Origin of the sequence: Methylobacterium sp. J-078 (assembly GCF_022829285.1) — a bacterium.
Classification (GTDB): domain Bacteria; phylum Pseudomonadota; class Alphaproteobacteria; order Rhizobiales; family Beijerinckiaceae; genus Methylobacterium.
In genome coordinates, this window is sequence record NZ_JAKSYI010000060.1 from 196,962 (window position 1) to 223,956 (window position 26,995).

A 26,995-nucleotide genomic window follows, 5' to 3' on the forward strand; every position below is an offset into this window, starting at 1 on the left:
AAGAAGGCCCCGGCGGTGTCCCGCCGGGGCCTTCTTCATTCGTGATCAGTGACCGGGTCGCTTAGCGGCGGTCGCCGAGGAGCGAGAGCAGCATCTGGAACATGTTGATGAAGTCCAGGTACAGCGTCAGGGCACCGTTCACGGAAAGCTTGGCCGCGCCCTCGGCATCGGCGCCGCTGTAGAGAAACATCTCCTTGAGCTTCTGCGTGTCGTAGGCGGTGAGGCCCGCGAAGATCAGGACGCCGATCACCGAGATCGCGAACTGAAGCGCCGAAGAGGCGAGGAAGATGTTCACCAGCGAGGCGATGATGAGGCCGATCAGGCCCATGATCAGGAACGAGCCCATGCCCGACAGGCTGCGCTTGGTGGTGTAGCCGTAGAGGCTGAGGCCACCGAACGTCGCCGCCGTGATGAAGAACACCCGCACGACGCTCGCACCCGTGAACACGAGCAGGAGCGAGGACATCGAGGCGCCCATCACCGCCGCGAAGGCGAAGAAGGTCAGGCGCGCCGAGGCGGCGGACATCCGGTCCATCCGCATCGAGAAGATGAAGATGAAGGCGAGGGGCGCCAGCATGATCACCCACTTGAGCGGGCTGGTGTAGAGGAGCTGGCCGAACGGGGTCAGCGCCACGCGGCCCGTCGCGGTCTGTGCGACGGCGGCCATATTGAGGCCCAGCGCCACGAGACCGGAGATCCCGAGGCCGATGACCATGTTGTTGTAGACGCCCAGCATGAAGGTGCGCAGGCCCTGGTCGATCTCGACCTGGCTGCCGGCGTACCCGGTCGGCTGAGCGCCGTACCGGAAGGGGCTGTTATCGAATGCCATGGGAGTTTCCCTTGGAAGCTCTCTCAGCGTGTGATTTCGGAATGAGGCTCACGCACACGACCTCTGGCGCCATGCGACGCCTCGCACCGAAATATGTTCGGTCACGCTGTCCCGCACAAGGGGGCGGCCAAGGCTGGAGGGGCCAAATCGCACCCCGCTATGCTGGTATTTTGTTCGCTCCGACAGGGATTAAAACGCTCCCTGACCCATCGATAATTACAGAATGTTCACGATCAACCACGGCGCGCTACCGGTTCGCCACGGGCGCCGACGGGTGAACTCGCCTAAGCGGAATTCGGCCGGCCAAGCCGCCGCGCGTCGGTGGCGACGGTCCGGTTCCGCGTCAGGAAGCGACCTTGTCGAGGCAGCACTTCTTGAACTTCTTGCCGCTGCCGCAAGGGCACGGATCGTTGCGACCGACATTCTTCAACGGGTTGCGCACGGGCTGACCGACGCCCTCGGCGGTCCAGGCCAGAGCGGCGACGGGATCGTCCAGGGTCCCGAAGCGGTGGGCATCGAAGCGTGTCAGGTCGTCGGGCCGCGCCTCCGCGTGCCGCAGGGTCTTGGCGAACCAGGGCGGATCGCTGAACTCGTCACTGAGGCGCTCCTCGCGGCGCGCCGCCTGAACGCGGCGCTCCAGCTCGCGCAGGCCCAGGAGCGCGATGGCCTCCTCCCAGCCGGCCCAGGCGATGTCGCCCTCGACGGCAGCGCGCTTCTCGTCGAAGCGCACGAGCAGGTCGCGTGTCTGCTCGCGGGGAACCCGCCCGGTCTGCGTCAGGTAAGTTAGGGCCGTGAAGCCCTCGTAGCGCGCCGTGCCGTCGCCCGTGCTGTCGACCAGCAGGGCACCGAGCGGCGCGATGTCGCCGTCGAAGACGCTCACGAGGATCCTAGCCAGCGTCTCGGTCAGCGCATCGCCGAGAAGCAGGTCGAGGGTTTCGCCGTCCAGGCGGAGCATCCGCACCAGCGGCCTGAACACCCGCGTCTCGCGGGCGCCAGCCAGAACGTGCAGGCCCCAGAACAGCAGGTTGGACTCCGAATCGTCGATCTCCCCGCCATCGGCGACCCGGCCCAACACGTCGAGCACCGCGTCGGCGATACTGCTCGGCTCCGCAAGCGCCGCGCGCATCTCGGAGGACGGAAGGTACTTGGCCGCCGAGAGCGCGGAGACGAGTTCCGGGTCGAGCATCTGTGGCTTTCCGTGTCAGGAGCGCAGAGTCGCGCCGGTCTTGCGGCCGACCTCGGCCACGATCCGGGCGGTCACCGCCTCGATCTCGGCATCGGTCAGGGTGCGTTCCACGGGTTGGAGCCGCACCGCGATCGCCACCGACTTCGAACCCTCCGGAATGCCGACACCCTCGTAGATGTCGAACACGTCGATCCCGGTGATCAGCTTGCGCTCGGCCCCTTGAGCCGCCTTGACCACGTCCCCGGCGGCGACGTCGCGACCGACCACGAAGGCGAAGTCGCGGGAGATCGGCTGGAAGTCGGACAGGGCGAGGGCCGGCTTGACCTTGGTCGGACGGTATTTCGGGAGCGGCACCGCGTCGAGGGTGATCTCGAAGGCGACGAGCTGGCCCTTGAGGTCGAGGGCCTTCATCACGCGCGGATGCACCTCGCCGAAGAACCCGACCGGGTTCTTCGGTCCGAACTGCAGGGTGCCCGAGCGGCCGGGATGCAGCCAGGTGGGACCTCCGGCCACGACCTGCAGGCCGCCGGCCGGAACCCCGAGGGCAGCCAGGAGTGCCAGCGCGTCGGCCTTGGCATCGAAGGCGTCGACCGCGCCGGCGCCCCCGTCCCAGTGGCGGCCGGCGCCCGCATGGGTCGCGCTGCCCCGGCGGATCGCCGCCACCCGGATGGTCTGTCCCTCGGGCTGGTCGGTGGCGAAGCACTGGCCGACCTCGAACAGCGCGACGTCGGCGCTGCCCCTGTCGGCGTTGCGCTGGGCGGCGCGCAGCAGGCCCGGCACGAGGCTCGGGCGCATGTCGGAGAGGTCGGCCGCGATGGGATTGGCGAGGGCCAGGTCCGCGCCGCCGCCGCCGAACAGCACGGCATCGTCGTGCGGGATGAACGACCAGGTCACCGCCTCGACGAGGCCGCGGCTGGCGAGCGCTCGCTTGGCCTGCCGGGTGCGCTTCTGCATCACGGTGAGGACCGGCTTGCCCACGGCCGCCTCGATGCGCGGCAGGGGCTTGGGCTCGATCCGGTCGAGGCCCGCGATGCGCACGATCTCCTCGACGAGGTCGGCCTTGCCCTCCACGTCGGGGCGCCAGGAGGGCGTGAGCACCTTCACGCGGTCGCCCGTACCGGCCACGTGGAAGCCCAGCGCCTCCAGGGTCACCTTCATCTCGGCGCGGGAGAGTTCGATGCCGGCGAGGCGGCGGGTCTCGGTCCAGGGGAAGTCGATGACGCGCTCGGTGGCCGGGGGCTCGCCCACGATCACGGGCTCGCTCGGCGTGCCGCCGCAGATCTCGAGGACGAGACGGGTGGCGAGGTCGAGGCCCGGCAGGGTGTAGGCCGGATCGACGCCGCGCTCGAAGCGGTAGCGGGCATCGGTGATGATGCCGAGGCGCCGGCCGGACTGTGCGATGTTCACGGGGTCCCAGAGGGCCGATTCGATGAGCACGTCGACGGTGTCCGCGTCGCAGCCGGAGGCTTCGCCGCCGATGATGCCGCCGATAGATTCCGGCCCGTTGGCATCCGCGATGACCACGCTGTCGCCGGTGAGCGTGTAGGTCCGCCCGTCGAGGGCCTTCAGGGTCTCGCCCTCCTGGGCGCGGCGCACCACGAGGCCGCCCTGCACCTTGGCGGCGTCGAAGACGTGGAGGGGGCGGCCCCGGTCGAAGGTCAGGTAATTGGTGATGTCGACCAGCGCGTTGATTGGGCGCAGGCCGATGGCGCGCAAGCGCCTCTGCATCCAGTCCGGCGACGGGCCGTTCTTGACGCCGCGCACGAGGCGCAGGGTGAAGTAGGGGCACAGCCCCCGATCGTGGGCTTCGAAATCGAGGGTGACCGTCACGGGGCAAGCACCCTCCCCGCGTACCGGCGGCTGCGGCTCGCGCTTGAGGCCGCCGAGGCCGGTGGCGGCGAGATCGCGCGCGATGCCGTGGATCGCGGTGCAGTCGGGCCGGTTCGGCGTGAGATTGATCTCGATGACGGGATCGTCGAGCCGGGCGTAGAGGGCGTAGGGCTGGCCCGTGGGCGCGTCCTCTGGAAGATCGAGGATACCGTTCGCCTCCTCGCCGAGGCCGAGTTCGGCCCCCGAGCACAGCATGCCCAGGCTCTCGACGCCGCGGATGGTGCCGACCGCCAGGGTCTTGTCGAGCCCAGGCACGTAGGTGCCGGGCGGGGCGAACACCGTCTTCATCCCGGCCCGGGCGTTGGGGGCCCCGCACACCACCTGCACCGGACGGCCGTCGCCGGCATCCACCGTGCAGACGCGCAGGCGGTCGGCGTTCGGATGCTGCTCGGCGGTCAGCACCTGGGCGACCACGAAGGGCTTCAGGCTCGCGGCCTTGTCCTCGATGCCCTCGACCTCCAGGCCGATCCGCGTCAGCGTCTCGGCGATGGTGTCCAGGGAGGCCTCGGCGTCGAGGTGGTCCTTGAGCCAGGAGAGGGTGAATTTCATTGCTTGCGTCCCTCGGCGACCCGGGACCCGTCCGCGCGGGAGGATCCGTCGCCCATCAGGATGGAGAGGTGAGGCCCGGTTCCACCGGACCTGGACGGCGCGTCAGCTCGTCAGCCCAGCGACCAGGCTCGGAATGTCGAGGGGCCGGAAGCCGTAATGGTCGAGCCAGCGCACATCCGCCTCGAAGAATGGGCGCAGGTCCGGCATGCCGTACTTCAGCATCGCGATGCGGTCGATGCCCACCCCGAAGGCGAAGCCCTGGACGCTGTCGGGATCGAGGCCGCAATTGCGCAGCACGTTGGGGTGGACCATGCCGCAGCCGAGGATCTCGAGCCAGTCGGTGCCCTCGCCGAAGCGGATCTCGCCGCCTTTCCGCGAACACTGGATGTCGACCTCCGCCGAGGGCTCGGTGAAGGGGAAGAACGAGGGCCGGAAGCGCATCTTCACCGCCTCGACCTCGAAGAAGCTGCGGCAGAACTCCTCCAGCACCCATTTCAGGTTGGCGATGTTGGCGGCCTTGTCGATGACCAGGCCCTCGACCTGATGGAACATCGGCGTGTGGGTTTGGTCGGAATCGTGCCGGTAGGTCCGGCCCGGGCAGATCACCCGGATCGGCGGCGCCTGCGTCCGCATGGTCCGGATCTGCACCGGTGAGGTGTGGGTGCGAAGCACCTTGCGCTGCCCGTTGCGGTCGGGGGCCAGGAAGAAGGTGTCGTGCATCTCGCGGGCCGGGTGGCCGGGCGGGAAGTTGAGGGCGGTGAAGTTGTAGTCGTCGGTCTCGATGTCGGGGCCTTCGGCCACCGAGAAGCCCATATCGGCGAAGATCGCGGTGATCTCGTCCATGACCTGGCTGATCGGGTGGATGCGCCCGCGCGCCTCCGGCGCCTCGCGCACCGGCAGGGTCACGTCGATGCGCTCGGCCGCGAGGCGGGCGGCCAGCGCCGCCTCCGCCAGGGCCTCGCGCCGGGTCGCCAGCGCACCCTGCACCCGGTCGCGCAGGCCGTTGATGAGGGGGCCGCGCGCCTTGCGCTCGTCGGGCGTCATCGCCCCGAGGGTCTTCAGGAGTTCGGAGACCGACCCCTTCTTGCCGAGCGCCGCGACGCGCACGGCCTCCAGCGCGGCCTCGTCGGACGCGTCCGCGACCTGCCGCAGCAAATCGCCTTCGAGGGTGTCGAGATCGGTCATCGGTTCAACTCACCGGCTGCGGCGGCGGCGATCGGGAGGGATCGGCCGGGCTCGGTCATTCGGATGTCGCGTGGGGTTTTGCGGGTCGCGCCCCGCAATGCAAGCGGTCGCCTCCGGAAAATCCCGGCCGATCGGCCAAAAAGCATCGCGACCGGAAACGCGAAAGGCGCGGGGCCCTCAGGGGCGCCGCGCCTTTCGTGAAGATCAGTGCTCGACCGGGGCGAAGCCTGGCTCGCCCCGGACAGTCCGAGGCTCAGGCTGCCTTGGCAGCCGGGAGAGCGGCCTTGGCCAGCTCGACCACCGCCGCGAAAGAGGCGGGCTCGTGGATGGCGAGCTCGGACAGAGCCTTGCGGTCCACCTCGATGCCGGACTTCGACAGGCCGTTGATGAAGCGCGAATAGGTCAGGCCATGCTCGCGCACGGCGGCGTTGAGGCGCTGGATCCAGAGGGCGCGGAACGTGCGCTTCTTGTTCTTCCGATCGCGGTAGGCATACTGCATGCCCTTCTCGACCGCCTGCTTGGCGATCCGGATCGTATTCTTGCGGCGGCCGTAATAACCACGGGCGGCCTTAAGGACTTTCTTGTGCTTCGCGTGACTGGTCACGCCGCGCTTGACGCGGGCCATGGGAGTTCTCCTGGATTACGAAAAAAGCAGTGTCGGCGTCGTGAAGGCTTACCGGCTGTTGGGCAGGAAGTACTTCTTCACGTTGGCAGCATCGCCCTCGAACAGGGTGGTGGTGCCGCGCAGGTTGCGGATCTGCTTCGTCGTCCGCTTGATCATCCCGTGGCGCTTGCCGGCCTGGGCGTACATGACCTTGCCGGTGCCGGTGATCTTGAAGCGCTTCTTCGCGCCCGACTTGGTTTTCAGCTTGGGCATTTGGCTCTCCTGAACGCGCAGCGGCTCCGATCCGGTTCGGATCGAAGAGATGCGCTCGGTTGATGCTTCTGATGGAGCAGCACGAACCGCCACGGCAGCCCGATCGGCCGGGCGGTTCAACGCGAGGTGGCGTATGACAGAAAAGAGACGCGGGTTCAATGCCAGGTTCCTGGCCAGGTTCCCGGCCGCGGTCCGGGGCGAAGGCAGGCGCCGGAAATTCCCGGCCGAATGCGCCCCGGGATTGCTTGACAGCCCAGGGCACTGAACCTACACCCCCGACACCGCCGGAAACGGGGCGGGACGTCAAGCGGGCGTAGCTCAGTCGGTTAGAGTGCCGGCCTGTCACGCCGGAGGTCGCGGGTTCGAGTCCCGTCGCCCGCGCCACGTCACCTTTAGCCCGAATATTGGATGCGGGCGTAGCTCAGTCGGTTAGAGTGCCGGCCTGTCACGCCGGAGGTCGCGGGTTCGAGTCCCGTCGCCCGCGCCATCGCTTTCCGGCCCTCCCATCTCGCTATTCAAGCCTGGAGCCCTACTCTCTTCCTCTGGATCTTGCCGGAGGGCGACGGATGTCGGGCGTGTTCTTCCTGTACTTCACCGCCTGCCTCGCCCGCGCGCCGGACACCTGCGAATCGCTGAAACTCGCCCTGGACGTGGAGGACGCTCCGGCCTGCCTGCACGTCGCCCAGCCGCAGCTCGCACGGTGGATCGGCACGCACCCCGAGTTCCGCATCACCGGGTGGCGCTGCGGCGCACCCTTGCGCGACCGTGGGACGCGGATCTGACGCCGATCTCCCGTGGTGCCCAGGACACAGGGGCCGGAGCCCGTGCGCAAGCGGGACGATGACGCCGTGTTTTCGCCGTATCGGAGGGCAAGGCGAGGGACGCCCAGCCGCCCCTCCGAGATCCGCCCGCATCGATGCGCAACGTCCCTACCCCTCCCCTTCGTCCCAGTTCGCGCGGCGCCCGCTTCGGGGGCACCGTCATCGGCCTGTCCGTCCTGCTGATGCTGGCGGGATGCGGCGCGCCGAGCCTCCTCGTCCCGGACCAGCCCACGAGTCTCGTCATCCTCGACGAGCAGGCGGCCGCCGCCGCGATCTCGCGCTACCGCGCGCAGCACGGGCTCGGCCCGGTCGTCATCGATTCGAGCCTGATCCGGGCCGCCTCCTACCAGGCCGGCACGAACGCGAAGGCCGGCCGGCTGAGCCACGAGATCGGTGGCACCTTCAATGCTCGCATGGCGGAGGCCGGCTTCGGCCGGACCTACGCGTCCGAGAACCTCAGCGCCGGCTCGGCGACCTTCGACGAGGTGCTGGCCCGCTGGAAAGCCTCGCCCGAGCACAACAAGAATATGCTCATGCCCCAGCTGAAGCGCGTCGGCATCGCGCGAGTCGATGCGCCGGGCACCCGCTACAAGCGCTTCTGGGCGCTGGTAATGGCCGGAGGCTGAAGCCTCGGCGAGGCTCAGAGCGCCTCGCTGCCAGCCGGGATCGCGGCCTGATGCAGGGGTTGCGCGCGCTCCTGGGCGCTCTGGAACAGGCGCTCGCTGGTGAGCTTGAGGAAGTAGAAGCCGAATTCCGGGTTTTGATAGTAGAGTTGCTTGACCTCCGAATAGGAGATCCGCAGCGCCTGGCCCGCCTCGACGCAGACCAGGGAGGCGGTGCGGGTGTTGCCCGGCGAGAGCAGCCCGAGTTCGCCCACCACGCCGCCGGCCCGCACCTCGATCCCGTATTCGGGAATGCGGAAGGCGCCGCCCTCGACGTAGTACATCTCGTTCGCATCCTCCCCCTTGCGGAACACGGTCTGTCCGGCCTTGAAGCGGATCGTGTTTCCGAAGGGCCTGAGCCAGTCGAGGGAGAGGTCGCCGTTGGCCGCCGTCTCGACCTGCCGCACGAGGCGGACCATCTGCCAAAGGCGGAAGGCGTTGAACGGGATCTGGATCGCCTCGGTGAGGACGACGGGCCAGCTTCCGATCAGCCCGCCATAGGTGATGACCGCCACGCTGGCGACCAGGGCGATGATCCGCAGCGGAATCATGGTCGTCATCGCCGAGGCGGTGATGGTGAGCGCGGTGCCGAGATATCCGATGGCCTCGACCCAATCGAGGTTGAGCCCGTTCATGTCATGGCCTCCGGTTCATGGCCTCCGGTTCCCGGCCCGCGATTCTCGGGCCCGGTCGATCGTGTCCGACCGCCCTCGCAGAAGCCCGACATTCCCGCAAGGCACGCACGCAAGGCACGCACCGCATGGGGTCAGGCCTGCGGTCCGTCGGCATCCGCCTCGGCCAAGCCATCCTGCAGCGAGCGGATGATCGTGCGCATCTCGGGGACCATCGCGACCGCCTTGGCGATCCGCTGCGCCTCCGCGCGGCTCATCAGGCCCGCGGTGGCGCGCTGGTCCGCATCGTCGGAGAAGTAGGTCCAGGCGACGGCGAGGCCGTCCGCATCCTCGACACAGAAGCCTGCCGTCCGCTCGGTCACGATCCAGGGCGGCGGGAAGGCCCGCACGGGGGTCGTCGGGTCGTCCGTTTCATCCGCCACGGGACACCTCTGCGATGGGGACGACCGGCCCTCACGCCGCACCGGCGCATCCAGGGCTCCGAGCCCCCCTCTGCCCGCCCGTCGGCCGAAGGTCAATCCGGCCTCGCGCGCGTTCCGCCCGGGGTTTCCCGAGCGAGGTGGGCTCACGCCCCGAGCGCGTGCAGGACGATCTCGCGCCGATGCGGCCGGTCGCGGTGCTCGACGAGGTAGATCCCCTGCCAGGTTCCCAGGGCGAGGCGTCCGCCGACGACGGGCACGCCGAGGGTCGCATCCGTGACCATCGTGCGGATGTGGGCGGGCATGTCGTCCGGCCCCTCGGCGCCGTGCACGTAGCCGGCATGGCGCGGCGCCAGACCGTCGAGGGCGGTGAGGAGGTCGGTCTGCACGTCCGGATCGGCATTCTCCTGGATCGTCAGGGAGGCCGAGGTGTGCCGGCAGAACACGGTGACGAGGCCGGTCGCGATGCCGCTCTGGCCCAGGAAGTCCGCGACCGCCCGGGTGATGTCCGTAAAACCCTGCCCCGGCGTCGTCACCGTGAACGTGGCGCCGGCCTGTCGCGCGATCGGGCCGGCGGACAAGCCCTGCAGCGCGCCAATCTTGCCCGAATGCCTCATGCGCCCACCTCCTTCAGGGTCTCGCCCGGCGCGATCTCGCTGATCCCCCGCGCCAGGATGGTCTCCAAGGCCTCGATCCGGTCGGCCTCCGCCGCCGGCTTGTCCCAGCGGATGCGCGCCACCCGGGGAAACCGCATGGCGACCCCGGACTTGTGCCGGGTCGAGCGCTGCACGCCCTCAAAGGCGATCTCCAGCACGAGGCCGTGGTCGAGGCCGTAGGCGACCTCGCGCACCGGGCCGAAGCGCTTGGTTGTGTTGTTGCGGACGTAGCGGTCGAGCTTTTGCAGCTCGGCATCGGTGAAGCCGTGATAGGCCTTGCCGACGGGCACCAGCTCGGGCGCGCCGTCCTCCCGCGCGCGCCAGACCCCGAAGGTGTAGTCGGAATAGAACGACGAGCGCTTCCCGTGGCCCCGCTGGGCGTACATCATCACGGTGTCGACCCGGAACGGCTCGCGCTTCCACTTCCACCACGGACCCTTGGGGCGCCCGGGCAGGTAAGCGCTGTCGCGGGCCTTCAGCATGATGCCCTCGATGGCGTCGGCATCTGCGCCCGCCCCCACGGCGGCCGGGTCGGCGCGGGCGGCGGCCAGATCCTCCCAGGTCGCGAACGGCACCAGGGGCGAGAGGTCGATCCGGGCGTGGTCGAGTGCGGCCACGAAGGCCTCCAGCCGGCTCCGGCGCTCGGTGAAGGGCAGCGGGCGCAGGTCCTCGCCCCCGGCCTGCATCAGGTCGTAGGCGCGAACATGGGCGGGGAATTCTTCGAGGAGCTTCGGGGTCACGGCCTTCCGGTTCAGGCGCTGCTGGAGCACGTTGAAGCTCTGCACGCGCTGCTCGCGCAGGATCAGCAATTCGCCGTCGATGGCGCCCGAGAAGGTGATGGCCTCGGCCAGATCCGGGAAGGCGCCGGAGATGTCCTCGCCGGTGCGCGAGTAGATCCGGGCGACTTGCGCGCCGTCCGCGTCGCGGCCACCGACCAGCTGGACACGGATACCGTCCCACTTCCATTCGCCGGAGAACGCCGCCGGGTCGAGCTTCTCGAAGTCGCCCGCCTCGTCGATGGGGTGGGAGAGCATGGGCGGCCGAAACGGGGCCGGGTTCAGGGTGGTGGGCCGTTCGGCCCGGCCCTCGACCCAGGCGAACAGGGTGGCGTAGGGCGGCTCCAGCCCGTGCCAGACCTCCTCGACCGCATCGGCCTCGTGGCCGCCGAGGGCCCCGATGGCGGTCTTGGCGAGCCGGGCCGAGACGCCGACGCGCAGCGACCCGGTGATGAGCTTCAGGAGCGCCCAGCGCCCGGTCTCGTCGAGCGCATCGAGCCATTCGGCGATGCGGGCGGGCAGGTCAGCCTTCTTCACGGTGCCGAGCGTCTCGACCACCTCAGCCAGCGTCGGCACGTGCGGCGGCGGGTTGTTGTGGCCGATGGGAGCGCCCGCGAGAGGCTCCCTCTCCTGGAAGGAGAGGGTTGGGGTGAGGTGTGTGCCCTCTCCGGATGATCCACGCACCTCACCCTGTCCCTCTCCTTCCAGGAGAGGGGACCCGCGCTGCCGGCCCGATGCGGATAAGCCGCCGTCATTCGCGGAGGGGGAATCGTGCGCCGGCCAGATCAGGGCCGTGGTCTCGGCCAGATCTCCGACGTAGTTGTGCGAGAGCCCGAACAGCACCGGGTCGACCCGCGCCTCGACCAGGCCCCGGATCATCGCGGGCTTGGCTTCGCGAAACGTCAGGCCGCCCGTCATCGCGGCGAGCGCGTAGCCGCGCTCCGGGTCGGGGGCGTGGGTGAAATAGTCCTGCAACAGGCGCAGCTTGGCGTTGCGGCGCGGCTCGTAGGCGAGGCGGTCGAGGAGGTGGGCGAAATCGTTCACGCGGCCTCCTCCGCTGCGGCGGCCGGCTCGGATTCACCGTCGTCGCCGTAGCCCAGCAGGTGCAGCGGCTTGGCCTTGATGCCTTGCGTCCCGCACCAATGCACCAGGGCGTCCTCCTGCCCGTGCGTAACCCAGACCTCGCCGGCCCCGGTCTCCAGAATCGTACGGCAGAGGTCCGGCCAGTCCGAATGGTCGGAGATGCAGAGCGGCAGCTCGACGCCCTTCTGGCGCGCCCGGGCCCGCACCCGCATCCAGCCCGAGGCGAAGGAGGTCACGGGGTCGGGGAACTTGCGCGACCACACGTCCTGGATCGAGGAGGGCGGGCAGAGCACGATGGCTCCGTGGAGCTTGCCGCGCTCGGCGGCGACGACCTTGGGGGTCTCGCCGAGCGGAATGCCCTCCCGCTTGTAGAGCTCGGTCAGCTTCTCCATGGCACCATGGAGGTAGATCGGCCGGTCGTAGCCGGCCTCCCGCAGGAGCGCCATCACGCGTTGCGCCTTGCCCAGCGCGTAGGCGCCAACGATGTGGGCGCGCTCGGGGAACAGGGCCACGGAATCGAGGAGCTTTCTAACCTCGTCGCGGGTGTCCGGCATCCGGAACACCGGCAGACCGAAGGTCGCCTCGGTGATGAACACGTCGCAGGGCACCACCTCGAAGGGCAGGCAGGTCGGGTCGTAGGCGCGCTTGTAGTCGCCCGAGACGACAACCCGGACGCCCTGCGCCTCGATCGCGATCTGGGCCGAGCCGAGCACGTGCCCGGCCGGCGCGAAGCGCACGGTGACGTCGCCGATCCGGATCGCCTCTCCGAGGGGCGCCTCCTGGCGGCTTTCGCAGAAATCCGCCCCGTAGCGCACCGCCATGATCCGCAGGGTCTCACCCGTGGCCAGCACCCGGCCGTGGCCGGCCCGGGCATGGTCGGCATGCCCGTGGGTGATGAGGGCGCGCGGGACCGGCCAGGTCGGGTCGACATGGAAGCCGCCGAGGGGGCAGTACAGGCCCTCGCGGGTCAGGGTGAGAAGATCGCTGGCGCTGAAACTCATTGGCGCGCCATATAGGGCGCCCGACGCACCCGCGCAGCCTCATGTCCCATACGATCACCTCCGGCGACCTCCGTGCCGACCGGCGCTACGACTACGCCCAGGGCTGCCTCGACGACGGCGATCCCGACGCCGCCGCCGAGATGGCCGAGCAGACCCTGGAGATCGCCCCGCGTTTCGCCCCGGCCTGGTTCCTCCTCGGCCGGGCCCGCGAGACCCGCTACCTGCGGGGCGGGCAGGCGGGCGACCACCACGCGGCTCTGCGCGCCTACGCCGCCGCCCTCGACATCGACCCCGAGGATGCGCAGGGCGCCCGCCTCGCCCTGGTGCGGATCGGTGCCGGTGACGCGGTCACCGCGATATCGCCGGGCTACGTCCGGGCGCTGTTCGACGCCTACGCGCCGCGCTTCGACCGCCACCTCGTCGAGGGCCTGTCCTATCGCGGGCACGGCCTCGTGGTCGACGCCCTCGACGCCGTGGCGGGCCCGGGGGCGCCCCTCGGGCGGGTGATCGATCTGGGCTGCGGCACGGGGCTCGTCGGAGCCGCCCTCGCCGGCCGCCCGGAACACCTGACCGGGATCGACCTCTCGCCCGGCATGCTGGCCGAGGCCGGGCGGCGCGGCCTCTATCACCGGCTGGTGGAGGGCGAGCTGATCGCGGCGCTCGCGGCCGAAGACCCCGATTCGGCCGACTGCGTCACGGCCGCCGACGTCATGATCTACGTGGGCGACGTCTTAGGCATGGTCTCCGGCAGCGCCCGCGTCCTGCGTGCCGGCGGACGCTTCGCTTTCACGGTGCAGTCGCATTCCGGCGACGGGCTGATCCTGGGACCGGATGCGCGCTACGCCCACGGCGACGCCCTGGTGCGAGAGACCCTGGCGGCGGCGGGCCTCGACCTCGAACGCTTCGCGCCGGCCGTCGCGCGGCGGGAGAACGGCGTCGACGTGCCCGGCCGGGTGATCGTGGCCCGGCGTCCGGACCGTTCACGTTTCCGTTGCCGCCCTTGAGCGCTGGCGCACGACGCGGTTGAACCAAACGGGAGCGTGACTGTTGCCCCGGACGCATCGGTGCACCCCGCCCGCGGCCTCTGCGCGAGGTCCGGCTCCGCACCGGGCGTACCGGCCTTACGCCACCGTAGTTCAGCCGCCACACGGGACGGAGGATTAGCAAACCTATGGCAGAGACGCAGAACAAGTCGTTTCCCGCGAGCGCCGCGACACGCATCCCCTTCGCGCTGGCGCTCTCGGCGGTGGCGGGCTGCGCCGATTCGATCGGCTTCCTCGAATTCTCGCAGCTGTTCATGTCCTTCATGAGCGGAAACACGACGCGGTTCGGCGTCTCGGTGAGCCGGTTCGACTGGGAGAGCACCTCGCGCGTCGCTTCCGTCATCGTGCTGTTCTGCTTCGGGGCCTTCGCGGGCACGCTCATCGCCGCGTGGGTCGGGCGCTGGCGCCTCTCGGTGCTGCTGCTGCTGCAATCGGTGCTGCTCACCATCGGCCTCATCGTGCCCCACGGGACCTTCGCGTTCCCGCTCCACGCCTATCCCATCGTGATCGCGCTCGGCCTCCAGAACGCGACCCTGCAGGACGAGGGCGGCCGCAGCCTCGCGCTGACCTACGTCACCGGCGCGGTGGTGCGTTTCGGCACCGGCCTCGCGAACCTGATGCTCGGCACCGTCGCGCCCTCGTTCTGGATTCAGGCCCCCCTCTGGGCGGCGCTGAGCACCGGCGCGGTGATCGGCGGCTTCCTGCAGCTACGGTACGGCGAGGACGCCTTCCTGTTCCCGGCCGCCGTCTCGGCGCTCCTGGCCCTCATCGCCCTGGTGCTGACGATCATGAAGCCCGGCAGCGCCTATGTCAGCGGCGAGGTCGAGACGCACCCGCCGGACGGCACGGCGGCGGCCAAGATCTGAGTCGCCGGCTCAGTCGACGCCGCTCCCGCGCAGGCGCTTGGTGGCGCTCCGCTTCGACTTGTCGTCGAGGCGGCGCTTCTTCGAGGCGAGCGTCGGGCGCGTAGCGCGCCGGGGCGTCGGCGGCACCGCCGCCTCGGCCACCAGCTCGGCCAGCCGCTCGCGGGCATCGGCCCGGTTGCGGTCCTGCGTCCGGAAGCGCTGGGCGCTGATGACGATGACGCCGTCGACGGTGAGGCGCCGGCCCGCGAGCCGCATCAGCCGCACGGCCACGGCGTCCGGCAGGGAGGCCGACCGCCGGGCGTCGAAGCGCAACTGCACGGCCGTGGAGAGCTTGTTGACGTTCTGCCCGCCGGGGCCGGAGGCGCGCACGAAGGTCTCCTCCAACTCCGCCTCGTCGATGGCGATGTGGGGCGTGCATTGCAGGGCCACGGCGGGGGATCCTCAGACGGCCTCGGCGGGCGTGCGGACGCGCAGTGCCAGCGCGTGCAGGCCTCGCTTGAAGGCCGGATCGAGGACGGCGTTGACGAGCCTGTGGCGCTCCACCCGGCTCTTCCCCTCGAAGGCGGCGGCCACCACATTCAGTCGGAAGTGCGTCTCGCCCTCCGGCCGCGCGCCCGAATGGCCCGCGTGCAGGTGGGATTCGTCGATCACCTCGAGAACCTGAGGCGCCAGTTCGGCCTGCAGCGTCTCGGCGATCCACGCCTTCAGGGTTCCGGTCTCGCTCATGTCGGCGTCTCCATTGTCCCGGCGCGGGAGCCTTCGTCCGGTCTCACGCGTCAACCCCCGGCGGCCGCATGCGGCATCAGGCCCGCCGCTCTTGTGTCTGCGAACCGCCCCCTCATAATCGCCCCATCATGGATCTCAACTCGCCCCTGTTCGACAGCATCCGCATCAAGCCGTCCTGCGACGAGCCGAAGACGGCCGCAGCCCAGACCTGTGAGACCCCGGGCTGCAAGAATGCCGGGCTCTACCGCGCGCCCAAGGGCCGCAAGGCAGAGGGGCAGTACTGGCGCTTCTGCATGGATCACGTGCGCGCCTACAACGCCACGTACAACTACTTCGACGGCATGAACGATGCCGCTGTCCAGGCCTATCAGAAGGACGCGATCATCGGGCACCGCCCGACCTGGGCGATGGGGGTGAACCCCGCGACCGCCGAGGTTCGCGCCAAGGGCAAGGGCGCTCCCAAGCGCGACTGGGCCTATGTCGACCCGCTGGACATCCTGCGCGCCGAGGGCGTCGGCGAGACCGCGCGCCGCAAGGCGCCCGAGCCGCGCCGCCCACGGCACTCGGCCGCCACCCTCAAGGCCCTCGACGTGCTCGGCCTCGACGAGAACGCCGATTCCGCCGCGATCAAGGCGCAGTACAAGGTCCTGGTGAAGCGCTTCCATCCCGACGCGAACGGCGGCGACCGCTCCTTCGAGGAGCGGCTGCGGGACATCATCCGGGCTCACGACGCCCTGCGCGCCGCGGGCCTTTGCTGACCGGCCGCGTCCCCACGGCACGATCGATGCAGGTTTTCACCGCCCCGATCGGTCTCGATGGGGGGCAATTGCCGCGCGAGGCCCTATATCGTGGCCAAGTCCCTTGGCGCTTCCCGGCGCCGACCCTTAGATGGCGGTCGCGCGCGGCTCGAAAATCGAGCCGGCGGACACCAGAACCCGACACAGCCTGCGCGGTTCGTGCCTGAAGACCCGGCACCCGCGCTCCGACGAGGTCCTTATGCTTTCTGACGTCACGCCCGCCTCGCTGCCCGACCGGACCGTCTCCGTGCGCGAGGCCTTCGGCATCGACCTCGACCTTCAGGTGCCCGCCTTCTCGCAGAGCGAGGAGCACGTGCCCACCCTCGATCCGGACTACATCTTCGACCGCGAGACCACCCTGGCGATCCTGGCGGGCTTCGCCCGCAACCGCCGCGTGATGGTCACCGGTTATCACGGCACCGGCAAGTCGACCCATATCGAGCAGGTGGCCGCGCGCCTGAACTGGCCCTGCATCCGGATCAACCTCGACAGCCACGTCTCGCGCATCGACCTCGTCGGCAAGGATGCGATCGTGGTGAAGGACGGCAAGCAGGTCACGGCCTTCCAGGACGGCATCCTGCCGTGGGCTCTCCAGAACAACGTCGCGCTCGTCTTCGACGAGTACGATGCCGGCCGCCCCGACGTGATGTTCGTGATCCAGCGCGTGCTCGAACTCTCGGGCAGGCTGACGCTCCTCGACCAGAAGCGGGTCATCAGCCCCCACCCGGCCTTCCGCCTGTTCGCCACGGCGAACACGGTGGGTCTGGGCGACACGTCGGGCCTCTATCACGGCACCCAGCAGATCAACCAGGGCCAGATGGACCGCTGGTCCATCGTCACCACCCTGAACTACCTCGCCCACGACCGCGAGGTCGACATCGTGCTCTCCAAGGCGGCGCACTACCAGCGCGACGGCGGCCGCGACATCGTCAACCGCATGGTTCGGGTCGCGGACCTGACCCGCAACGCCTTCATGAACGGTGACCTCTCCACGGTCATGAGCCCGCGCACGGTCATCACCTGGGCCGAGAACGCCGACATCTTCAAGGATATCGGCTTCGCCTTCCGGGTTACCTTCCTCAACAAGTGCGACGAGCTGGAGCGGACCCTGGTGGCGGAGTTCTACCAGCGCGCCTTCGGCAAGGACTTGCCGGAGAGCGCGTCGAACGTCGCGCTGAGCTAGGGGTTTTTGAGCGGAGGACGCGATGGGCGAGCCGGCTCTGAAGGGCGAACCGACCGAAGGTGGGGCAGCCATCTCGGCTCGGACACGCTACGAGGACGACCTTTACACCTGGGTGGAGGAGCAGGTCGCGCTGCTCCGGGCCGGACGGGTCGATGCGCTCGACATCGAACATATCGCCGAGGAGCTGGAGGGATTGTCGAAGAGCGAGTTCGCCAAGCTTCAGAGCTCCTTGCGCGTTCTCGTCATGCATATGCTGAAATGGGACCAGCAGCCCGAGCATCGCACGCCGAGTTGGATCTTCTCAATTCGCGAGCAGCGGCGGCGCTACGCGCGAATCCTGGCGACCAATCCGGGCCTCAAGCCTCGTATCGACGAGGCCTTGCGTCACGCTTATCCCGACGCGCGCGATTGGGCCTCGGACGAGACCCACATTCCGCCGGATGAGTTTCCGGCGGAATGCCCATACGCGTGGGACGACATCCTGAACCGCCCCTTCGATTTCGATTCGGTGAAGAAGCAGCGCCCGTGAGCATCTCCAACCGCAAGCCCGGCGACCGGCGCGAGCCCGTCGCCGAACCGCTCAAGCGCTCGGTGGCGGGGTGCCTGCGCGCCATCGCCAAGCGCGCCGAGATCGAGGTGGTCTATGCCAGTGACCGGCCGGCCCTGACCGGCGACAAGGCACGCCTGCCCGAGCCGCCGCGCAAGCTGACGCCCGAGGACGTCGCGATCCTGCGTGGCAACGCCGATTCGATGGCCCTGCGCCTCGGCTGCCACGACGTCGCCGTGCACCGCCGCCTCGCGCCGGAGAATGCCGGGGCCCGCGCGGTCTTCGACGCCGTCGAGCAGGCCCGGGTCGAGGCGATCGGCTCGCGGCGCATGGCCGGCGTCGCCTCGAATCTCTCGGCGATGCTGGAGGACCGCTACCATCGCGGCGGCAAGTACGAGGACATCACCGACCGGGCCGACGCTCCGATGGAGGATGCCGTCGCCCTGATGGTGCGTGAGCGCCTGACCGGGGCGGCGCCCCCGGCGGCCGCCAAGAAGATCGTCGATCTCTGGCGCCCGCATATCGAGGAGAAGGCCGGCCCGAACCTCGACGGCCTCATCGGTGCCATCGAGAATCAGCGCGCCTTCGCCCGTTCGGTGCGCGACCTCCTCACCTCCCTGGACATGGCGGACGAGACGCCGTTCGACCCCGAGGACGACGAGAACGAGGACGAGAACGAGGCACAGGACGACGAGCAGACCCCGAGCGAGGGCGAGGCCGAGGAGCAGTCCCAGGGCGACCGCTCCGAGATGGAGACCTCGCAGGAGGCGACCGACGAGTTGCAGGAAGGCGCCACCGAGGCCGCCGACGCGCCCTCCGGCGAATTGCCCGACGAGGCCGAGAACGCCGACTCCGAGGAAGCCTCGGAAGCGTGGCGGCCGCCGTCGCAGAAGACCAACGAGCCGCGCGGGCCCGAGTATAAGGTCTTCAATCCGCGCTTCGACGAGATCATCCACGCCGAGGACCTCTGCGACGCGGACGAGCTCGCGCGCCTGCGCACCTACCTCGACAAGCAGCTCGCCCATCTCCAGGGCGTGGTGGGGCGCCTCGCCAACCGGCTGCAGCGCCGGCTGCTGGCCCAGCAGAACCGCGCCTGGGACTTCGACCTCGAAGAGGGCCAGCTCGATCCCGCACGCCTCGTGCGCGTGGTCACCGACCCGTTCCAGCCGCTCTCCTTCAAGCGCGAGAAGGACACGAATTTTCGCGATACCGTCGTGACCCTGCTGCTGGACAATTCCGGCTCGATGCGCGGGCGCCCGATCACCGTGGCGGCGACCTGCGCGGACATCCTGGCGCGCACGCTGGAGCGCTGCGGCGTCAAGGTCGAGATCCTCGGCTTCACCACGCGGGCCTGGAAGGGTGGACAGTCGCGCGAGGCGTGGCTGGCCGGCGGCAAGCCGAACACGCCGGGCCGCCTCAACGACCTGCGCCACATCGTCTATAAGTCGGCGGACGCCCCCTGGCGGCGCGCTCGCAAGAACCTCGGGCTGATGATGCGCGAGGGCTTGCTCAAGGAGAACATCGACGGCGAGGCGCTGGACTGGGCGCACAAGCGCCTGCTGGCGCGACCGGAGCAGCGCAAGATCCTGATGGTGATCTCGGACGGCGCGCCGGTCGACGACTCGACGCTCTCGGTGAACCCCGGCAACTATCTCGAGCGTCACCTGCGCTGGATGATCGAGGACATCGAGACCCGCTCGCCGGTGGAACTGCTGGCCATCGGCATCGGCCACGACGTGACGCGCTACTACCGCCGGGCCGTGACCATCATCGACGCCGAGGAGCTCGGCGGCGCGATGACGGAAAAGCTCGCCGAACTGTTCGAGGAGGATGCAGGCGCCGCCGCACCGCGCCGCAGGGCGGCGGGCGGACGGCGCTAGGGCTCCTCACGCGGCGCGCTGCGCCAGGGCCGCGAGGGCATCCGCGATCTCGTCGGCCGAAAGCCGGCGGATCGTCGGCCCCGAGGTCCAGACCAGCATCGGGATGACCCGGTGTGCCGGGTAGATCTCGGCGAGGAGTGCCGCGTAGAGGGCGATTTGCCCGGCCTCCGCGCGGGGCAGAGGGGCTCCCGCCGCCGGCGGCCGGCCCGTCTTGAAATCCGCCACCCAGACCGTGTCGCCCGAGATCGCCAGGCGGTCGACCCGGCCGAAGACCGGGCGGGCGACGCCCCCTGCCGTCACCCGTCCCGAGAGCGTTACCTCGGCCCGGGCATCACGGGCGAAGAGCGGCGCGAGATCGGGTTCCTCCAGGAGGCGCAGGGTCGCGCTGACGATGGCCGCCTGCTTGGGCCGCTCCAGCGCCGGGGCGCGGGCGCGCACGAAGGCGGTGGCCGCCGCCTCGCGCTGGCCGGGCTCGATCCGGGGCAGGTGCTCGACGAGGGAATGGATCAGGGTGCCGCGCCGACGCGCCTCGCTGTCGGCCTGGCGCCGGCCCGGCTCGCGGCGGGTATCGGCGGCGCCGAGGGCGCGCGAGGGCGTCACCGGAGGCGCCGCATCGGTTTCCGAGGGCACGGGCGCTTCGAGCCAGGCCGGAAGCGCGGGCCGCGGCGGGGGCGCGGAAGCGGTGCGCTCGGCCGGGGGCACGGCGCCGCCCTCCCGCCACAGGGTCGCGGGGCCATACCGGGCCTCGATGACCTCGCCCGCGCCGAAGGCGCGCTCCATCCCGCTGCGGATCATCTCGCACCAGGCAGCCTCCGTCGGCGCCTCGTGGCCCCGATAGGGTGCCACCACGAGGCGGTCGGCCGCCCGGGTCATGGCGACGTAGAGGAGGCGGTTGTGCTCCTCGCGGGCGCGGGCCTGCAGGGCGGCGCGGGCCTCGGTCACGGCCGCGCAATCGCCCGCCTTGGCACCGGCCCAGATCGGCGGGAGGGGGCTGGCGCCCCGTCCGAACCGGGGCTCGGACGGGGTTCCGGGCGCCATCGCGAGGAGCGGCGGGTCGTTGCGCCCGAGGGTCTCGCAGCCGTCGATGACGATGACCACCGGCGCCTCCAACCCCTTGGCGCCGTGGACGGTCATCACCCGGACCTCGTCCCGGCCCGAGTCGAGGTCGCGCTTGACGGTGTGGCCGCCCTCCCCGCGCCCGGGCACGGTGTCGTAGCGGGCGAGAAAGCCGCCGAGGGACGGTGCGTCCGTGCCCTGCTCGGCCTGGGCCGCGGTCATCAGGAACACGTCGATGGCATCGCCCGCCTCGCCGCCGAGGCGCGAGACCAGGGCGCGCCGGCCGCCCTGCGCGCCCAGCAGCGTGGCGTAGAACCCGAACGGCCCCTCGCAGGCCGCGCGCTCGATCCAGGACCGCAGGGCCGCGTGACCCCGGATCGCGGCCGGGTCGCCGCCGGCGGCGTGCCGCGCGAGCGCGTCCTCCAGGGTCTCGTGAAATTCGCGGCGCGCCGCGATGCGCACGAGGTCGTCGTCGTCGAGGCCGACGAGGGGTGTCTTCAGGGCGCCGGCCAGGGTGAGGTCGTCGGCGGGCAGGAGCCCGGCCCGGCCCACCGCCACGAGGTCGTTGACGGCGATGTGGGCGGCGATGTCGAGGCGGTCCTGGCCGGCGACGGGCACGCCGAGGGCCTTCATGGCGCGAATCACCTCCTCGAAGGCCGCCGAGCGCTTGCGCACCAGGATGAGGATGTCGCCCGGACGCCAGACCCGGCCGGTCTCGTCGCCGGTGGTGATCCAGGCGAGCGCGGCCCGCGCCACGCGCCGGGCCGTGAGGATCGCGGGCGCGTTGGTCTCGGGCGCGTCGACGGGGGCGGCCCAGGCGTCGGGTTCCGGCTCGTCCGCCGGTTCTTCGATCGGCCAGAGCTCGACCGTGCCGGGCGCGGACGTCCGCGCCGTGCTGTGGTTGGTGCCGACGGCCGTGTCGTCGAAGGAGAGGCCCTCGTAGTGCTCGGGGATCGCGAAGGTCGCGTCCACCGCGCGCAGGACGCCCCCGGCCGAGCGGAACGACAGGGTGAGGTTCACGTCCGCGAAGGCAAGGCCGGCGCCCTCCGTCGCCCGCTTCCAGGCCCGGCGGGTGGTCTCGAACTCGCGGGGCTCGGCACCCTGGAAGCTGTAGATCGACTGCTTGGGGTCGCCGACGGCGAATCGGGTGCGGGCAACCTCACGGGCGCCCTCGCCGGAGGCGAACTCGGCGGTGATCCGGCGCAGGATCTCCCATTGGTGCGGGTTGGTGTCCTGCGCCTCGTCGATGAGCACATGGTCGACGCCGCGGTCGAGCTTGTACAGCACCCAGGTGGAATCGACCCGGCCGAGGAGGTCGAGGGTCTTGTGGATGAGGTCGTCGAAGTCGAGGGCGCCGAGGCGGGCCTTCTGGGCCTCGACCCGGCGGTGGATCTCGCCCGCCAGGGTGAACAGGGCGCGGGTGCGTTCCAGGGCGCGCACGCCCCGCAGGGTATCCCGCAGGGGCTCCAGGCGGTCCCGCTCCTCGCAGAGCGCGCTCTTCACATCCTCCGGCACGGCCTTGGTGCCGAGGCTCTTGTCGGCCTTCGGCGATCCCTCCTTGGTGAAGAAGATGCCCAGATAGATCTCGAGGGCGTCGGAGCGCGTCCCGGCGGCCTCGACCGCCAGCAGCCGGTCGGCGATGCCGTCATCCGTGGCCTTGCCGGTGCGCAGGCGCGCGGCCAACGCGCCGAGATCCCCCAGGACGCCGTCGAGCATCCGCGCCTCGATCGCGTCGGCGGTCTCGCCCGGGCGGACGCCGAGGGCCTCGGCGAGCCCCGTGAAGGGACCGTCGAGGCCGGCGCGGCTGTCGAGCACGTCGCGGGCTCGCATGGCGTTGCGGATCGCCTTGCGCAGGGCGTCCCCCGTCGCCTCGGGGCCGACGACGGCCAGCGCCTCGCCGAGATGCGGATGGCGGCCGCCGATCGCATCGGCCAGCACGTTGCCGGTCTCGATGTGGAAGGCGTCGGCGGCCTGCGTCTCGTCGAGCACCACGAAGCGGGCCGGCACGTTCGCCTCGAACGGGAACATGTGCAGGAGCCGCTCGCAGAGGGCGTGCAGGGTCTCGATCTTCAGGCCCCCCGGGGTCTCCACCGCGCGGGCGAACAGCCGCCGGGCCACCCGCAGGGTCGTTCGCGATGGGCGTTCCCCCGTGAGTTCGGTGAGTTCGGCCGTGAGGGTGGCGTCGTCCAGGGTCACCCAGCGCCCGAGCACGCGGAAGACGCGGATCGACATGTTGGCCGCCGCCGCCTTGGTGAAGGTGAGACAGAGGATGCGGGCCGGCGGCGCTCCGTCGAGGAGCAGGCGCACCACCCGGTCGGTGAGCACCTTGGTTTTGCCGGCCCCCGCATTGGCCGAGACCCAGGCCGAGGCACGCGGATCGGCGGCCTTGCGCTGACGGTCCTTGGTGAGATCGTCGACGACGAACGCTTCGCGCACGGTCGTGCCGCTCATCGATCCAACCTCATCCGGTCCTTCGGCTCGGGCGGGACGTCGGGGGCCCCGTCGAGCAGGGCGAGGGCCGCCTCCACGTCGGCGCGCTCGGCCCGCGCCTGGAGCGCCTTCAGGCCGCGGCGGTGTCCGAGGCCCTCCGCGATGAAGGCGACGAGCAACTGGTTGATGGAGACGTTGTCCTCGTCGGCGGCCGTCTTGGCCTGGGACATGACGTGGTCGGGCAGGCGGAGTGCGAAGTTCGGCATGGCCCATCCTCGTATCTGTCAGCGGGTCAAGTAGGCTTGCGGTGTCATCGCCTGAAGGCCGACAGGACCGGCTTCCGGAAGTGGCGATCGTGGGTCAGGATCAGCTCGGCTCCGGCGGCCAAGGCGCATTCGACGTAGACATCATCCTTTGGATCATCGAGAAACGGCCTGAAGCGGAACCAAGGCAGGGTCAGGACGGCGGTCGCGCACAGCGCGTCGAGGATCGCGTCGATTCCGGCCTCGTCGATCCAGGGCGTCGGCCCCAGAAGTCCCGGCCGTTTGAGGGCATCTTCGTACTCGAGAACCATCGCGGGCGAGAGCGCGAACGAAAACCGACGGGTGAGCAGACCACGAAGCACGACGTGGGATGCTCCGTTGCGTGATCGCAGCGCGCCGAGCACGACGTTGGCATCGACGACGATCATGCGCCTAGAATGATATCGCGGGCGATATCGGTCAAGATCGAAATCCCGTTTGTCCCTCGCGGTATTTCAGCCCTCTCCCTCGCCGCCGAGCGACCATTCGAGCACCCGGGCGAGGTGGTCGTAGTCGCCGTAGGATTTCGCGTATTTCGGGTATGGCCGCGAGGTGTAGGCGGCCTCGCCGGCCAGGAAGCGGGCCACGAGGCCCCGGAAGCGGGCGACGTGCTCGTCGACGATGGCGGCGACCTCGCGCTCCTCGCCGCGCGGGGGCTTCACGGGGAGCGGCTCGAAGGGTTTGCGGCCGCCCGAGGCGTGCACGTAGAGGAGATCGGGCGTCAACGTGCTGGCGGGAAAGCCGTCGAAGGCGCCGGCCATGAGCATCGCCGCTTCCAGCGTGAGTTGGGGCGAGAAGCCGGCGAAGACCTCCTTGTTGCTCGGCGGCAGGCCGGTCTTGAAGTCGACGATGCAGGCTCCGCCGTCGCGGCGGCGCTCGATCCGGTCGGCGCGCGCCCGCAGGGTGAAGCTCTCAGCGCCCATCGGTATCACCCACTTGCCGGAGATCTCCGGATGGACCTTCGCCACCTGCCCGCGCCGCTCGGCCTCCCAGTCCAAAAATTTCGCGGCCAGCCGCTCGTAGCGGGGCCACCACTCGGCATACAGCTCCGGATAGGTGTCGGAGATCGGCCGGAAGGCGTTGAGCGCGAGATTGAACAATCGCTCTACCGCCGCGTCTGGAAACGCGTCGGGGTGGGCCTGCGCGAATTCCCCCAGGATCTCGTGGATCAGGGTGCCGCGATCGGCGGCGCCCGGCTCGGCCGCCACGGGATCGAGGGGATCGAGGCCGAGCACGTGCCGGGCGAAGATGACGTAGGGGTCGCGCACCAACGTCTCGACCTCAGTGACGCTCAGGGAGCGCGGGAACAGGGCCGGGTCGGGCCGGGGCTTCGGCTGCTTGAGACGGGCTTTCGCGGGGCCGGTGCCCTGGTCCAGGGCGGCGGCATAGCTCAGGTACCGGCGCCCGGCCTCGGTCACCTCGGTCCAGCGGGCCTCGCCCGCGAAGGCGCGCAGGCGCTGGAGGAAGCGCGAGGGCACGGTGGGGGCGCCCTCGCGCTTGGCGGCGCGGGTCAGGATCGCGTCGTGATGGCCGAGCGCCTGGACGAAGTCGTGCGCGCTCTGGCCGATGCGGCGTTCGGGCGGGTTGAGGCCGATGCGCTCGCGCATGGGCCGGTTGAGGAAGGCGTCCGTGGTCGTCTTCATCGGCCAGACGCCCTCGTCGAGGCCGCCGAGCACCACGCGGTCGACGTGCATCAGGCGCGCTTCCAGGAGGCCGAGGATGCGCAGGCGGGGATGCGGGCGCCCGTCGCTGCAGGCCACGAGCCGCTCCCGCGCCAGCGCGCTGAAGAAGGCCGGGTAATCGGAAAAGCGCCCGGGCAGCAGGCCGGGCTCGGCCAGTTCGAGGTCGTCGAACAGGCTGTCGAGCACCCCGAGGGAGGCGTCGTCGACGGGCTCGCCCTCGGCCGCGTCGATCAGCCGGTCGAAGGTGGCGCGGTGGCAGGCGGCGTAGGCGACGAGGTTGCCGACGCCGCGATGATCCACGTCGAGGAAGCCGTCGAAGGCCACTTGCAGCCGGTCGAGGAGGCCGGCGGCGAGGTCCCAGTCGTGTTCGGTGAGGCGGCGCTTGGCCCGGGGACGCCGCCCGGTGCCGGCGCGCTGGTCGGCCAGAGCCTGCTGCAATCCGGCAAAGCCCGGCGCCGGCGCGGGCCCGCGCAGGGCGCCGATCTCCAGGGCGGCGGCGGCCCGGACCACGTCGCTGCGCGGCATGCCGAGGCGCACGTAGGGATGGGACAGGAGCGTGATCAGCCGGGCCGGCTGAAGGTCGGCCGCGACTTCGGCGGCGAGGCGCGCGAGGCGCCCCGCGCGGCTGCGCGACAGGGCCTCGCCGCCGGAATCCTCCGCGACGATACCCCAGCGGGCGAGCTCGGCGGCGACCCGCACCGCCAGCCCCCGGTCGGGGGTGATCAGCGCCGCGGTGGCGCCGGGGGTCTCCAGGGTCTCGCGCAGGGCGATGGCGATGACCAGCGCCTCCTCGCGCTCGTCGGCAGCCTCGACCAGGGCGAGGCCCCGCATCCCCGCCTCGGCCAGGGCTGCACGCGCGCCGGCATCGAGTTCGGCCCAGGCCTCGGTGGTCTCGGCCGGGCGCAGGGCCTGCGAGAGCAGGGCGAAGCGGGCCTGCGCCGCGTCGGACGGCGTGCCCAGGGGGACGACCCGCGTTCGGTCGAGGCCGAGGCATCCCGGCCCGAGCAGGCGGTGCAGGATCGCCTGCGGATGGCCATGGGCGATTTCCCGTGAAAAGCCCTCGCCGGTCTCGATGGCATCCCAGCCGGCGGCGTCGAGCGCGCCGTCGAGGCCCGGCAGCACCACGGCGCCGCGCGGCAGGGCCGCCACGGCGCCGATCAGCCGGGCGGTGGCGGGAACCGAGCCCGTGGAGCCCGCCACGATCACGGGCTCGGCCGGACGATCCCGGGCGAGGCGCTCGGCCTCGGCGAGGACAAGCCTGCGCGAGCGCGAAACGGGGTCGCTCATGCCGCGCTCGGCGAGGATGCCGGGCCAGGCCTCGGCGGCGATCTTCACGAAATCCAGGGTCAGGCCGAAATAGCGGGAATACTCGGCCTCGACGGCGCTGCCGATCTCGGCCCAGGGCAGGCCCTCCACGGTGAGCGCGTCCATCAGCCGTTCGAGGTCGGCGGCGAGGCCGATCGCGTCGGCGGGCGAGGAGGGGACGAGGAAGGGCACGTCGTCGTCGATGGGCAGCAGCGTGCGGTCGACCGCCTCCGCCCAGCCCTGGACGAGGCGCGCCAGGATCAGCCGGCGCTCCAGGGGCGGCATCGCCGGGGCGAGCACGTCGGGGCCGTTCTCGATGAGGGGGTTGGCGGCGAGATCGAGCTCCGCCTCGTCCGCCTCGCCGAGGGGCACCATGCGCGGCAGCAGCGCCGCGTGGCCGAGGCGGGCGGCCAGAATCGCCGAGAGGGCCCGGACGGCGCGCTGCGTCGGCAGGTAGAGGGTGACGGAGGCCAGCGCGAACGGATCGGCGCCGATGTCGCCCACGAGCCGGCCCGCGATCAGCGCCTCGGCCAGGGTCTCCAGGAAGGGCGCACCCGGGGGGATGGTGAAGACGTGGGATCCGGCGGCATCGGAAATCGGCATCGATGTTCC

The 26,995-nt window shown here is 70.5% G+C and carries 25 protein-coding genes and 2 tRNA genes; 10 read left to right on the forward strand and 17 right to left on the reverse strand.

From position 1 onward, the window contains the following. Positions 1 to 61: 61 nt before the first annotated feature. From MKK58_RS09040 to rpmI, 6 genes are all read right to left on the reverse strand, one after another. Positions 62 to 829 (reverse strand): Bax inhibitor-1/YccA family protein, encoded by a 768-nt coding sequence (locus MKK58_RS09040; protein WP_243911754.1) that lies wholly within the window; start codon positions 827 to 829, stop codon positions 62 to 64. Positions 830 to 1,172: 343 nt separating this feature from the next. Beyond that, positions 1,173 to 2,015 carry a DUF1186 domain-containing protein gene (locus tag MKK58_RS09045; protein ID WP_243911755.1) on the reverse strand — a complete coding sequence of 281 codons (843 nt, stop codon included), beginning with the start codon at positions 2,013 to 2,015 and terminating at the stop codon, positions 1,173 to 1,175. A gap of 15 nt (positions 2,016 to 2,030) precedes the next feature. Continuing rightward, positions 2,031 to 4,454, reverse strand: coding sequence for a phenylalanine--tRNA ligase subunit beta (gene pheT, locus MKK58_RS09050; protein ID WP_243911756.1), 2,424 nt, complete (start codon positions 4,452 to 4,454; stop codon positions 2,031 to 2,033). A gap of 102 nt (positions 4,455 to 4,556) precedes the next feature. Next, positions 4,557 to 5,639, reverse strand: a complete 1,083-nt coding sequence (gene pheS / locus MKK58_RS09055; RefSeq protein ID WP_243911757.1) for a phenylalanine--tRNA ligase subunit alpha — start codon at positions 5,637 to 5,639, stop codon at positions 4,557 to 4,559. A gap of 253 nt (positions 5,640 to 5,892) precedes the next feature. Beyond that, positions 5,893 to 6,264: a 50S ribosomal protein L20 gene (gene rplT / locus MKK58_RS09060; protein WP_055955353.1), complete on the reverse strand. Its 372-nt coding sequence runs from the start codon at positions 6,262 to 6,264 to the stop codon at positions 5,893 to 5,895. A gap of 48 nt (positions 6,265 to 6,312) precedes the next feature. Then, complete coding sequence (rpmI, locus tag MKK58_RS09065; RefSeq protein ID WP_018044555.1) at positions 6,313 to 6,516, reverse strand: 50S ribosomal protein L35; 204 nt, start codon at positions 6,514 to 6,516, stop codon at positions 6,313 to 6,315. A gap of 307 nt (positions 6,517 to 6,823) precedes the next feature. Between rpmI and MKK58_RS09070 the strand changes: the two genes are divergently transcribed. From MKK58_RS09070 to MKK58_RS09085, 4 genes are all read left to right on the forward strand, one after another. Next, a tRNA-Asp gene (locus MKK58_RS09070) sits at positions 6,824 to 6,900 on the forward strand. Between the two features lie 26 nt (positions 6,901 to 6,926). Continuing rightward, positions 6,927 to 7,003, forward strand: a tRNA-Asp gene (locus tag MKK58_RS09075). A gap of 79 nt (positions 7,004 to 7,082) precedes the next feature. Beyond that, a complete protein-coding gene (locus MKK58_RS09080) occupies positions 7,083 to 7,298 on the forward strand; it encodes a hypothetical protein (protein ID WP_243911758.1) in 216 nt (71 codons plus the stop codon). Positions 7,299 to 7,519: 221 nt separating this feature from the next. Continuing rightward, the gene (locus MKK58_RS09085; protein WP_243911808.1) at positions 7,520 to 7,963 is read left to right on the forward strand and encodes a CAP domain-containing protein; all 444 of its coding nucleotides are present in this window, start codon (positions 7,520 to 7,522) and stop codon (positions 7,961 to 7,963) included. A 14-nt stretch (positions 7,964 to 7,977) separates the two neighbouring features. Here MKK58_RS09085 and MKK58_RS09090 read toward each other — a convergent pair whose 3' ends face one another. The 5 genes from MKK58_RS09090 to MKK58_RS09110 form a co-directional block, all read right to left on the reverse strand. Then, positions 7,978 to 8,634, reverse strand: coding sequence for a cyclic nucleotide-binding domain-containing protein (locus MKK58_RS09090; RefSeq protein ID WP_243911759.1), 657 nt, complete (start codon positions 8,632 to 8,634; stop codon positions 7,978 to 7,980). A 131-nt stretch (positions 8,635 to 8,765) separates the two neighbouring features. Continuing rightward, entirely contained in the window at positions 8,766 to 9,053 is a 288-nt protein-coding gene (locus tag MKK58_RS09095; protein WP_243911760.1) for a hypothetical protein, read from the reverse strand. A 143-nt stretch (positions 9,054 to 9,196) separates the two neighbouring features. Beyond that, on the reverse strand, positions 9,197 to 9,667 hold the full coding sequence (locus MKK58_RS09100) for a secondary thiamine-phosphate synthase enzyme YjbQ (protein WP_243911761.1): 471 nt from the start codon (positions 9,665 to 9,667) through the stop codon (positions 9,197 to 9,199). Then, positions 9,664 to 11,526, reverse strand: a complete 1,863-nt coding sequence (locus tag MKK58_RS09105; protein WP_243911762.1) for a cisplatin damage response ATP-dependent DNA ligase — start codon at positions 11,524 to 11,526, stop codon at positions 9,664 to 9,666. The genes MKK58_RS09100 and MKK58_RS09105 overlap by 4 nt, the downstream gene beginning before the upstream one ends. Further along, positions 11,523 to 12,566, reverse strand: coding sequence for a ligase-associated DNA damage response exonuclease (locus tag MKK58_RS09110; RefSeq protein WP_243911763.1), 1,044 nt, complete (start codon positions 12,564 to 12,566; stop codon positions 11,523 to 11,525). Before MKK58_RS09110 ends, MKK58_RS09105 begins: the two co-directional genes overlap by 4 nt. A gap of 41 nt (positions 12,567 to 12,607) precedes the next feature. Between MKK58_RS09110 and MKK58_RS09115 the strand changes: the two genes are divergently transcribed. Both MKK58_RS09115 and MKK58_RS09120 read left to right on the forward strand, forming a co-directional pair. Continuing rightward, the gene (locus MKK58_RS09115) at positions 12,608 to 13,570 is read left to right on the forward strand and encodes a methyltransferase domain-containing protein (RefSeq protein ID WP_243911764.1); all 963 of its coding nucleotides are present in this window, start codon (positions 12,608 to 12,610) and stop codon (positions 13,568 to 13,570) included. A 167-nt stretch (positions 13,571 to 13,737) separates the two neighbouring features. Next, entirely contained in the window at positions 13,738 to 14,475 is a 738-nt protein-coding gene (locus MKK58_RS09120; RefSeq protein WP_243911765.1) for a YoaK family protein, read from the forward strand. A gap of 9 nt (positions 14,476 to 14,484) precedes the next feature. Here MKK58_RS09120 and arfB read toward each other — a convergent pair whose 3' ends face one another. Further along, the gene (gene arfB, locus MKK58_RS09125) at positions 14,485 to 14,904 is read right to left on the reverse strand and encodes an alternative ribosome rescue aminoacyl-tRNA hydrolase ArfB (RefSeq protein ID WP_238275440.1); all 420 of its coding nucleotides are present in this window, start codon (positions 14,902 to 14,904) and stop codon (positions 14,485 to 14,487) included. A gap of 12 nt (positions 14,905 to 14,916) precedes the next feature. Further along, entirely contained in the window at positions 14,917 to 15,201 is a 285-nt protein-coding gene (locus MKK58_RS09130) for a BolA family protein (RefSeq protein WP_243911766.1), read from the reverse strand. Between the two features lie 128 nt (positions 15,202 to 15,329). On the opposite strand from MKK58_RS09130, the gene MKK58_RS09135 reads away from it, so the two are divergent. The 4 genes from MKK58_RS09135 (at position 15,330) to cobT (ending at position 19,608) form a co-directional block, all read left to right on the forward strand. Next, on the forward strand, positions 15,330 to 15,959 hold the full coding sequence (locus MKK58_RS09135; RefSeq protein WP_243911767.1) for a J domain-containing protein: 630 nt from the start codon (positions 15,330 to 15,332) through the stop codon (positions 15,957 to 15,959). Positions 15,960 to 16,197: 238 nt separating this feature from the next. Beyond that, positions 16,198 to 17,181 carry a cobaltochelatase subunit CobS gene (gene cobS / locus MKK58_RS09140; RefSeq protein WP_243911768.1) on the forward strand — a complete coding sequence of 328 codons (984 nt, stop codon included), beginning with the start codon at positions 16,198 to 16,200 and terminating at the stop codon, positions 17,179 to 17,181. Positions 17,182 to 17,203: 22 nt separating this feature from the next. After that, positions 17,204 to 17,710, forward strand: a complete 507-nt coding sequence (locus MKK58_RS09145; protein ID WP_243911769.1) for a DUF29 domain-containing protein — start codon at positions 17,204 to 17,206, stop codon at positions 17,708 to 17,710. Continuing rightward, positions 17,707 to 19,608 carry a cobaltochelatase subunit CobT gene (cobT, locus tag MKK58_RS09150; protein WP_243911770.1) on the forward strand — a complete coding sequence of 634 codons (1,902 nt, stop codon included), beginning with the start codon at positions 17,707 to 17,709 and terminating at the stop codon, positions 19,606 to 19,608. The genes MKK58_RS09145 and cobT overlap by 4 nt, the downstream gene beginning before the upstream one ends. A 6-nt stretch (positions 19,609 to 19,614) precedes the next feature. Here cobT and addA read toward each other — a convergent pair whose 3' ends face one another. From addA to addB, 4 genes are all read right to left on the reverse strand, one after another. Continuing rightward, positions 19,615 to 23,115, reverse strand: a complete 3,501-nt coding sequence (addA, locus tag MKK58_RS09155) for a double-strand break repair helicase AddA (RefSeq protein WP_243911771.1) — start codon at positions 23,113 to 23,115, stop codon at positions 19,615 to 19,617. Then, positions 23,112 to 23,360 (reverse strand): hypothetical protein, encoded by a 249-nt coding sequence (locus MKK58_RS09160; RefSeq protein ID WP_243911772.1) that lies wholly within the window; start codon positions 23,358 to 23,360, stop codon positions 23,112 to 23,114. Before MKK58_RS09160 ends, addA begins: the two co-directional genes overlap by 4 nt. A gap of 44 nt (positions 23,361 to 23,404) precedes the next feature. Next, positions 23,405 to 23,785, reverse strand: coding sequence for a putative toxin-antitoxin system toxin component, PIN family (locus MKK58_RS09165; protein WP_243911773.1), 381 nt, complete (start codon positions 23,783 to 23,785; stop codon positions 23,405 to 23,407). Between the two features lie 66 nt (positions 23,786 to 23,851). Then, a complete protein-coding gene (addB, locus tag MKK58_RS09170) occupies positions 23,852 to 26,986 on the reverse strand; it encodes a double-strand break repair protein AddB (protein WP_243911774.1) in 3,135 nt (1,044 codons plus the stop codon). Positions 26,987 to 26,995: the final 9 nt, after the last annotated feature.

What these genes read in the sequence shown, in the direction of transcription:
- MKK58_RS09040 (WP_243911754.1), bottom strand. Translation starts at nt 829, where the DNA reads ATGGCATTCGATAACAGCCCCTTCCGGTACGGCGCTCAGCCGACCGGG.
- MKK58_RS09045 (WP_243911755.1), bottom strand. Translation starts at nt 2,015, where the DNA reads ATGCTCGACCCGGAACTCGTCTCCGCGCTCTCGGCGGCCAAGTACCTT.
- pheT (WP_243911756.1), bottom strand. Translation starts at nt 4,454, where the DNA reads ATGAAATTCACCCTCTCCTGGCTCAAGGACCACCTCGACGCCGAGGCC.
- pheS (WP_243911757.1), bottom strand. Translation starts at nt 5,639, where the DNA reads ATGACCGATCTCGACACCCTCGAAGGCGATTTGCTGCGGCAGGTCGCG.
- rplT (WP_055955353.1), bottom strand. Translation starts at nt 6,264, where the DNA reads ATGGCCCGCGTCAAGCGCGGCGTGACCAGTCACGCGAAGCACAAGAAA.
- rpmI (WP_018044555.1), bottom strand. Translation starts at nt 6,516, where the DNA reads ATGCCCAAGCTGAAAACCAAGTCGGGCGCGAAGAAGCGCTTCAAGATC.
- MKK58_RS09080 (WP_243911758.1), top strand. Translation starts at nt 7,083, where the DNA reads ATGTCGGGCGTGTTCTTCCTGTACTTCACCGCCTGCCTCGCCCGCGCG.
- MKK58_RS09085 (WP_243911808.1), top strand. Translation starts at nt 7,520, where the DNA reads ATGCTGGCGGGATGCGGCGCGCCGAGCCTCCTCGTCCCGGACCAGCCC.
- MKK58_RS09090 (WP_243911759.1), bottom strand. Translation starts at nt 8,634, where the DNA reads ATGAACGGGCTCAACCTCGATTGGGTCGAGGCCATCGGATATCTCGGC.
- MKK58_RS09100 (WP_243911761.1), bottom strand. Translation starts at nt 9,667, where the DNA reads ATGAGGCATTCGGGCAAGATTGGCGCGCTGCAGGGCTTGTCCGCCGGC.
- MKK58_RS09110 (WP_243911763.1), bottom strand. Translation starts at nt 12,566, where the DNA reads ATGAGTTTCAGCGCCAGCGATCTTCTCACCCTGACCCGCGAGGGCCTG.
- MKK58_RS09115 (WP_243911764.1), top strand. Translation starts at nt 12,608, where the DNA reads ATGTCCCATACGATCACCTCCGGCGACCTCCGTGCCGACCGGCGCTAC.
- MKK58_RS09120 (WP_243911765.1), top strand. Translation starts at nt 13,738, where the DNA reads ATGGCAGAGACGCAGAACAAGTCGTTTCCCGCGAGCGCCGCGACACGC.
- MKK58_RS09130 (WP_243911766.1), bottom strand. Translation starts at nt 15,201, where the DNA reads ATGAGCGAGACCGGAACCCTGAAGGCGTGGATCGCCGAGACGCTGCAG.
- MKK58_RS09135 (WP_243911767.1), top strand. Translation starts at nt 15,330, where the DNA reads ATGGATCTCAACTCGCCCCTGTTCGACAGCATCCGCATCAAGCCGTCC.
- cobS (WP_243911768.1), top strand. Translation starts at nt 16,198, where the DNA reads ATGCTTTCTGACGTCACGCCCGCCTCGCTGCCCGACCGGACCGTCTCC.
- MKK58_RS09145 (WP_243911769.1), top strand. Translation starts at nt 17,204, where the DNA reads ATGGGCGAGCCGGCTCTGAAGGGCGAACCGACCGAAGGTGGGGCAGCC.
- addA (WP_243911771.1), bottom strand. Translation starts at nt 23,115, where the DNA reads ATGAGCGGCACGACCGTGCGCGAAGCGTTCGTCGTCGACGATCTCACC.
- MKK58_RS09160 (WP_243911772.1), bottom strand. Translation starts at nt 23,360, where the DNA reads ATGCCGAACTTCGCACTCCGCCTGCCCGACCACGTCATGTCCCAGGCC.
- MKK58_RS09165 (WP_243911773.1), bottom strand. Translation starts at nt 23,785, where the DNA reads ATGATCGTCGTCGATGCCAACGTCGTGCTCGGCGCGCTGCGATCACGC.
- addB (WP_243911774.1), bottom strand. Translation starts at nt 26,986, where the DNA reads ATGCCGATTTCCGATGCCGCCGGATCCCACGTCTTCACCATCCCCCCG.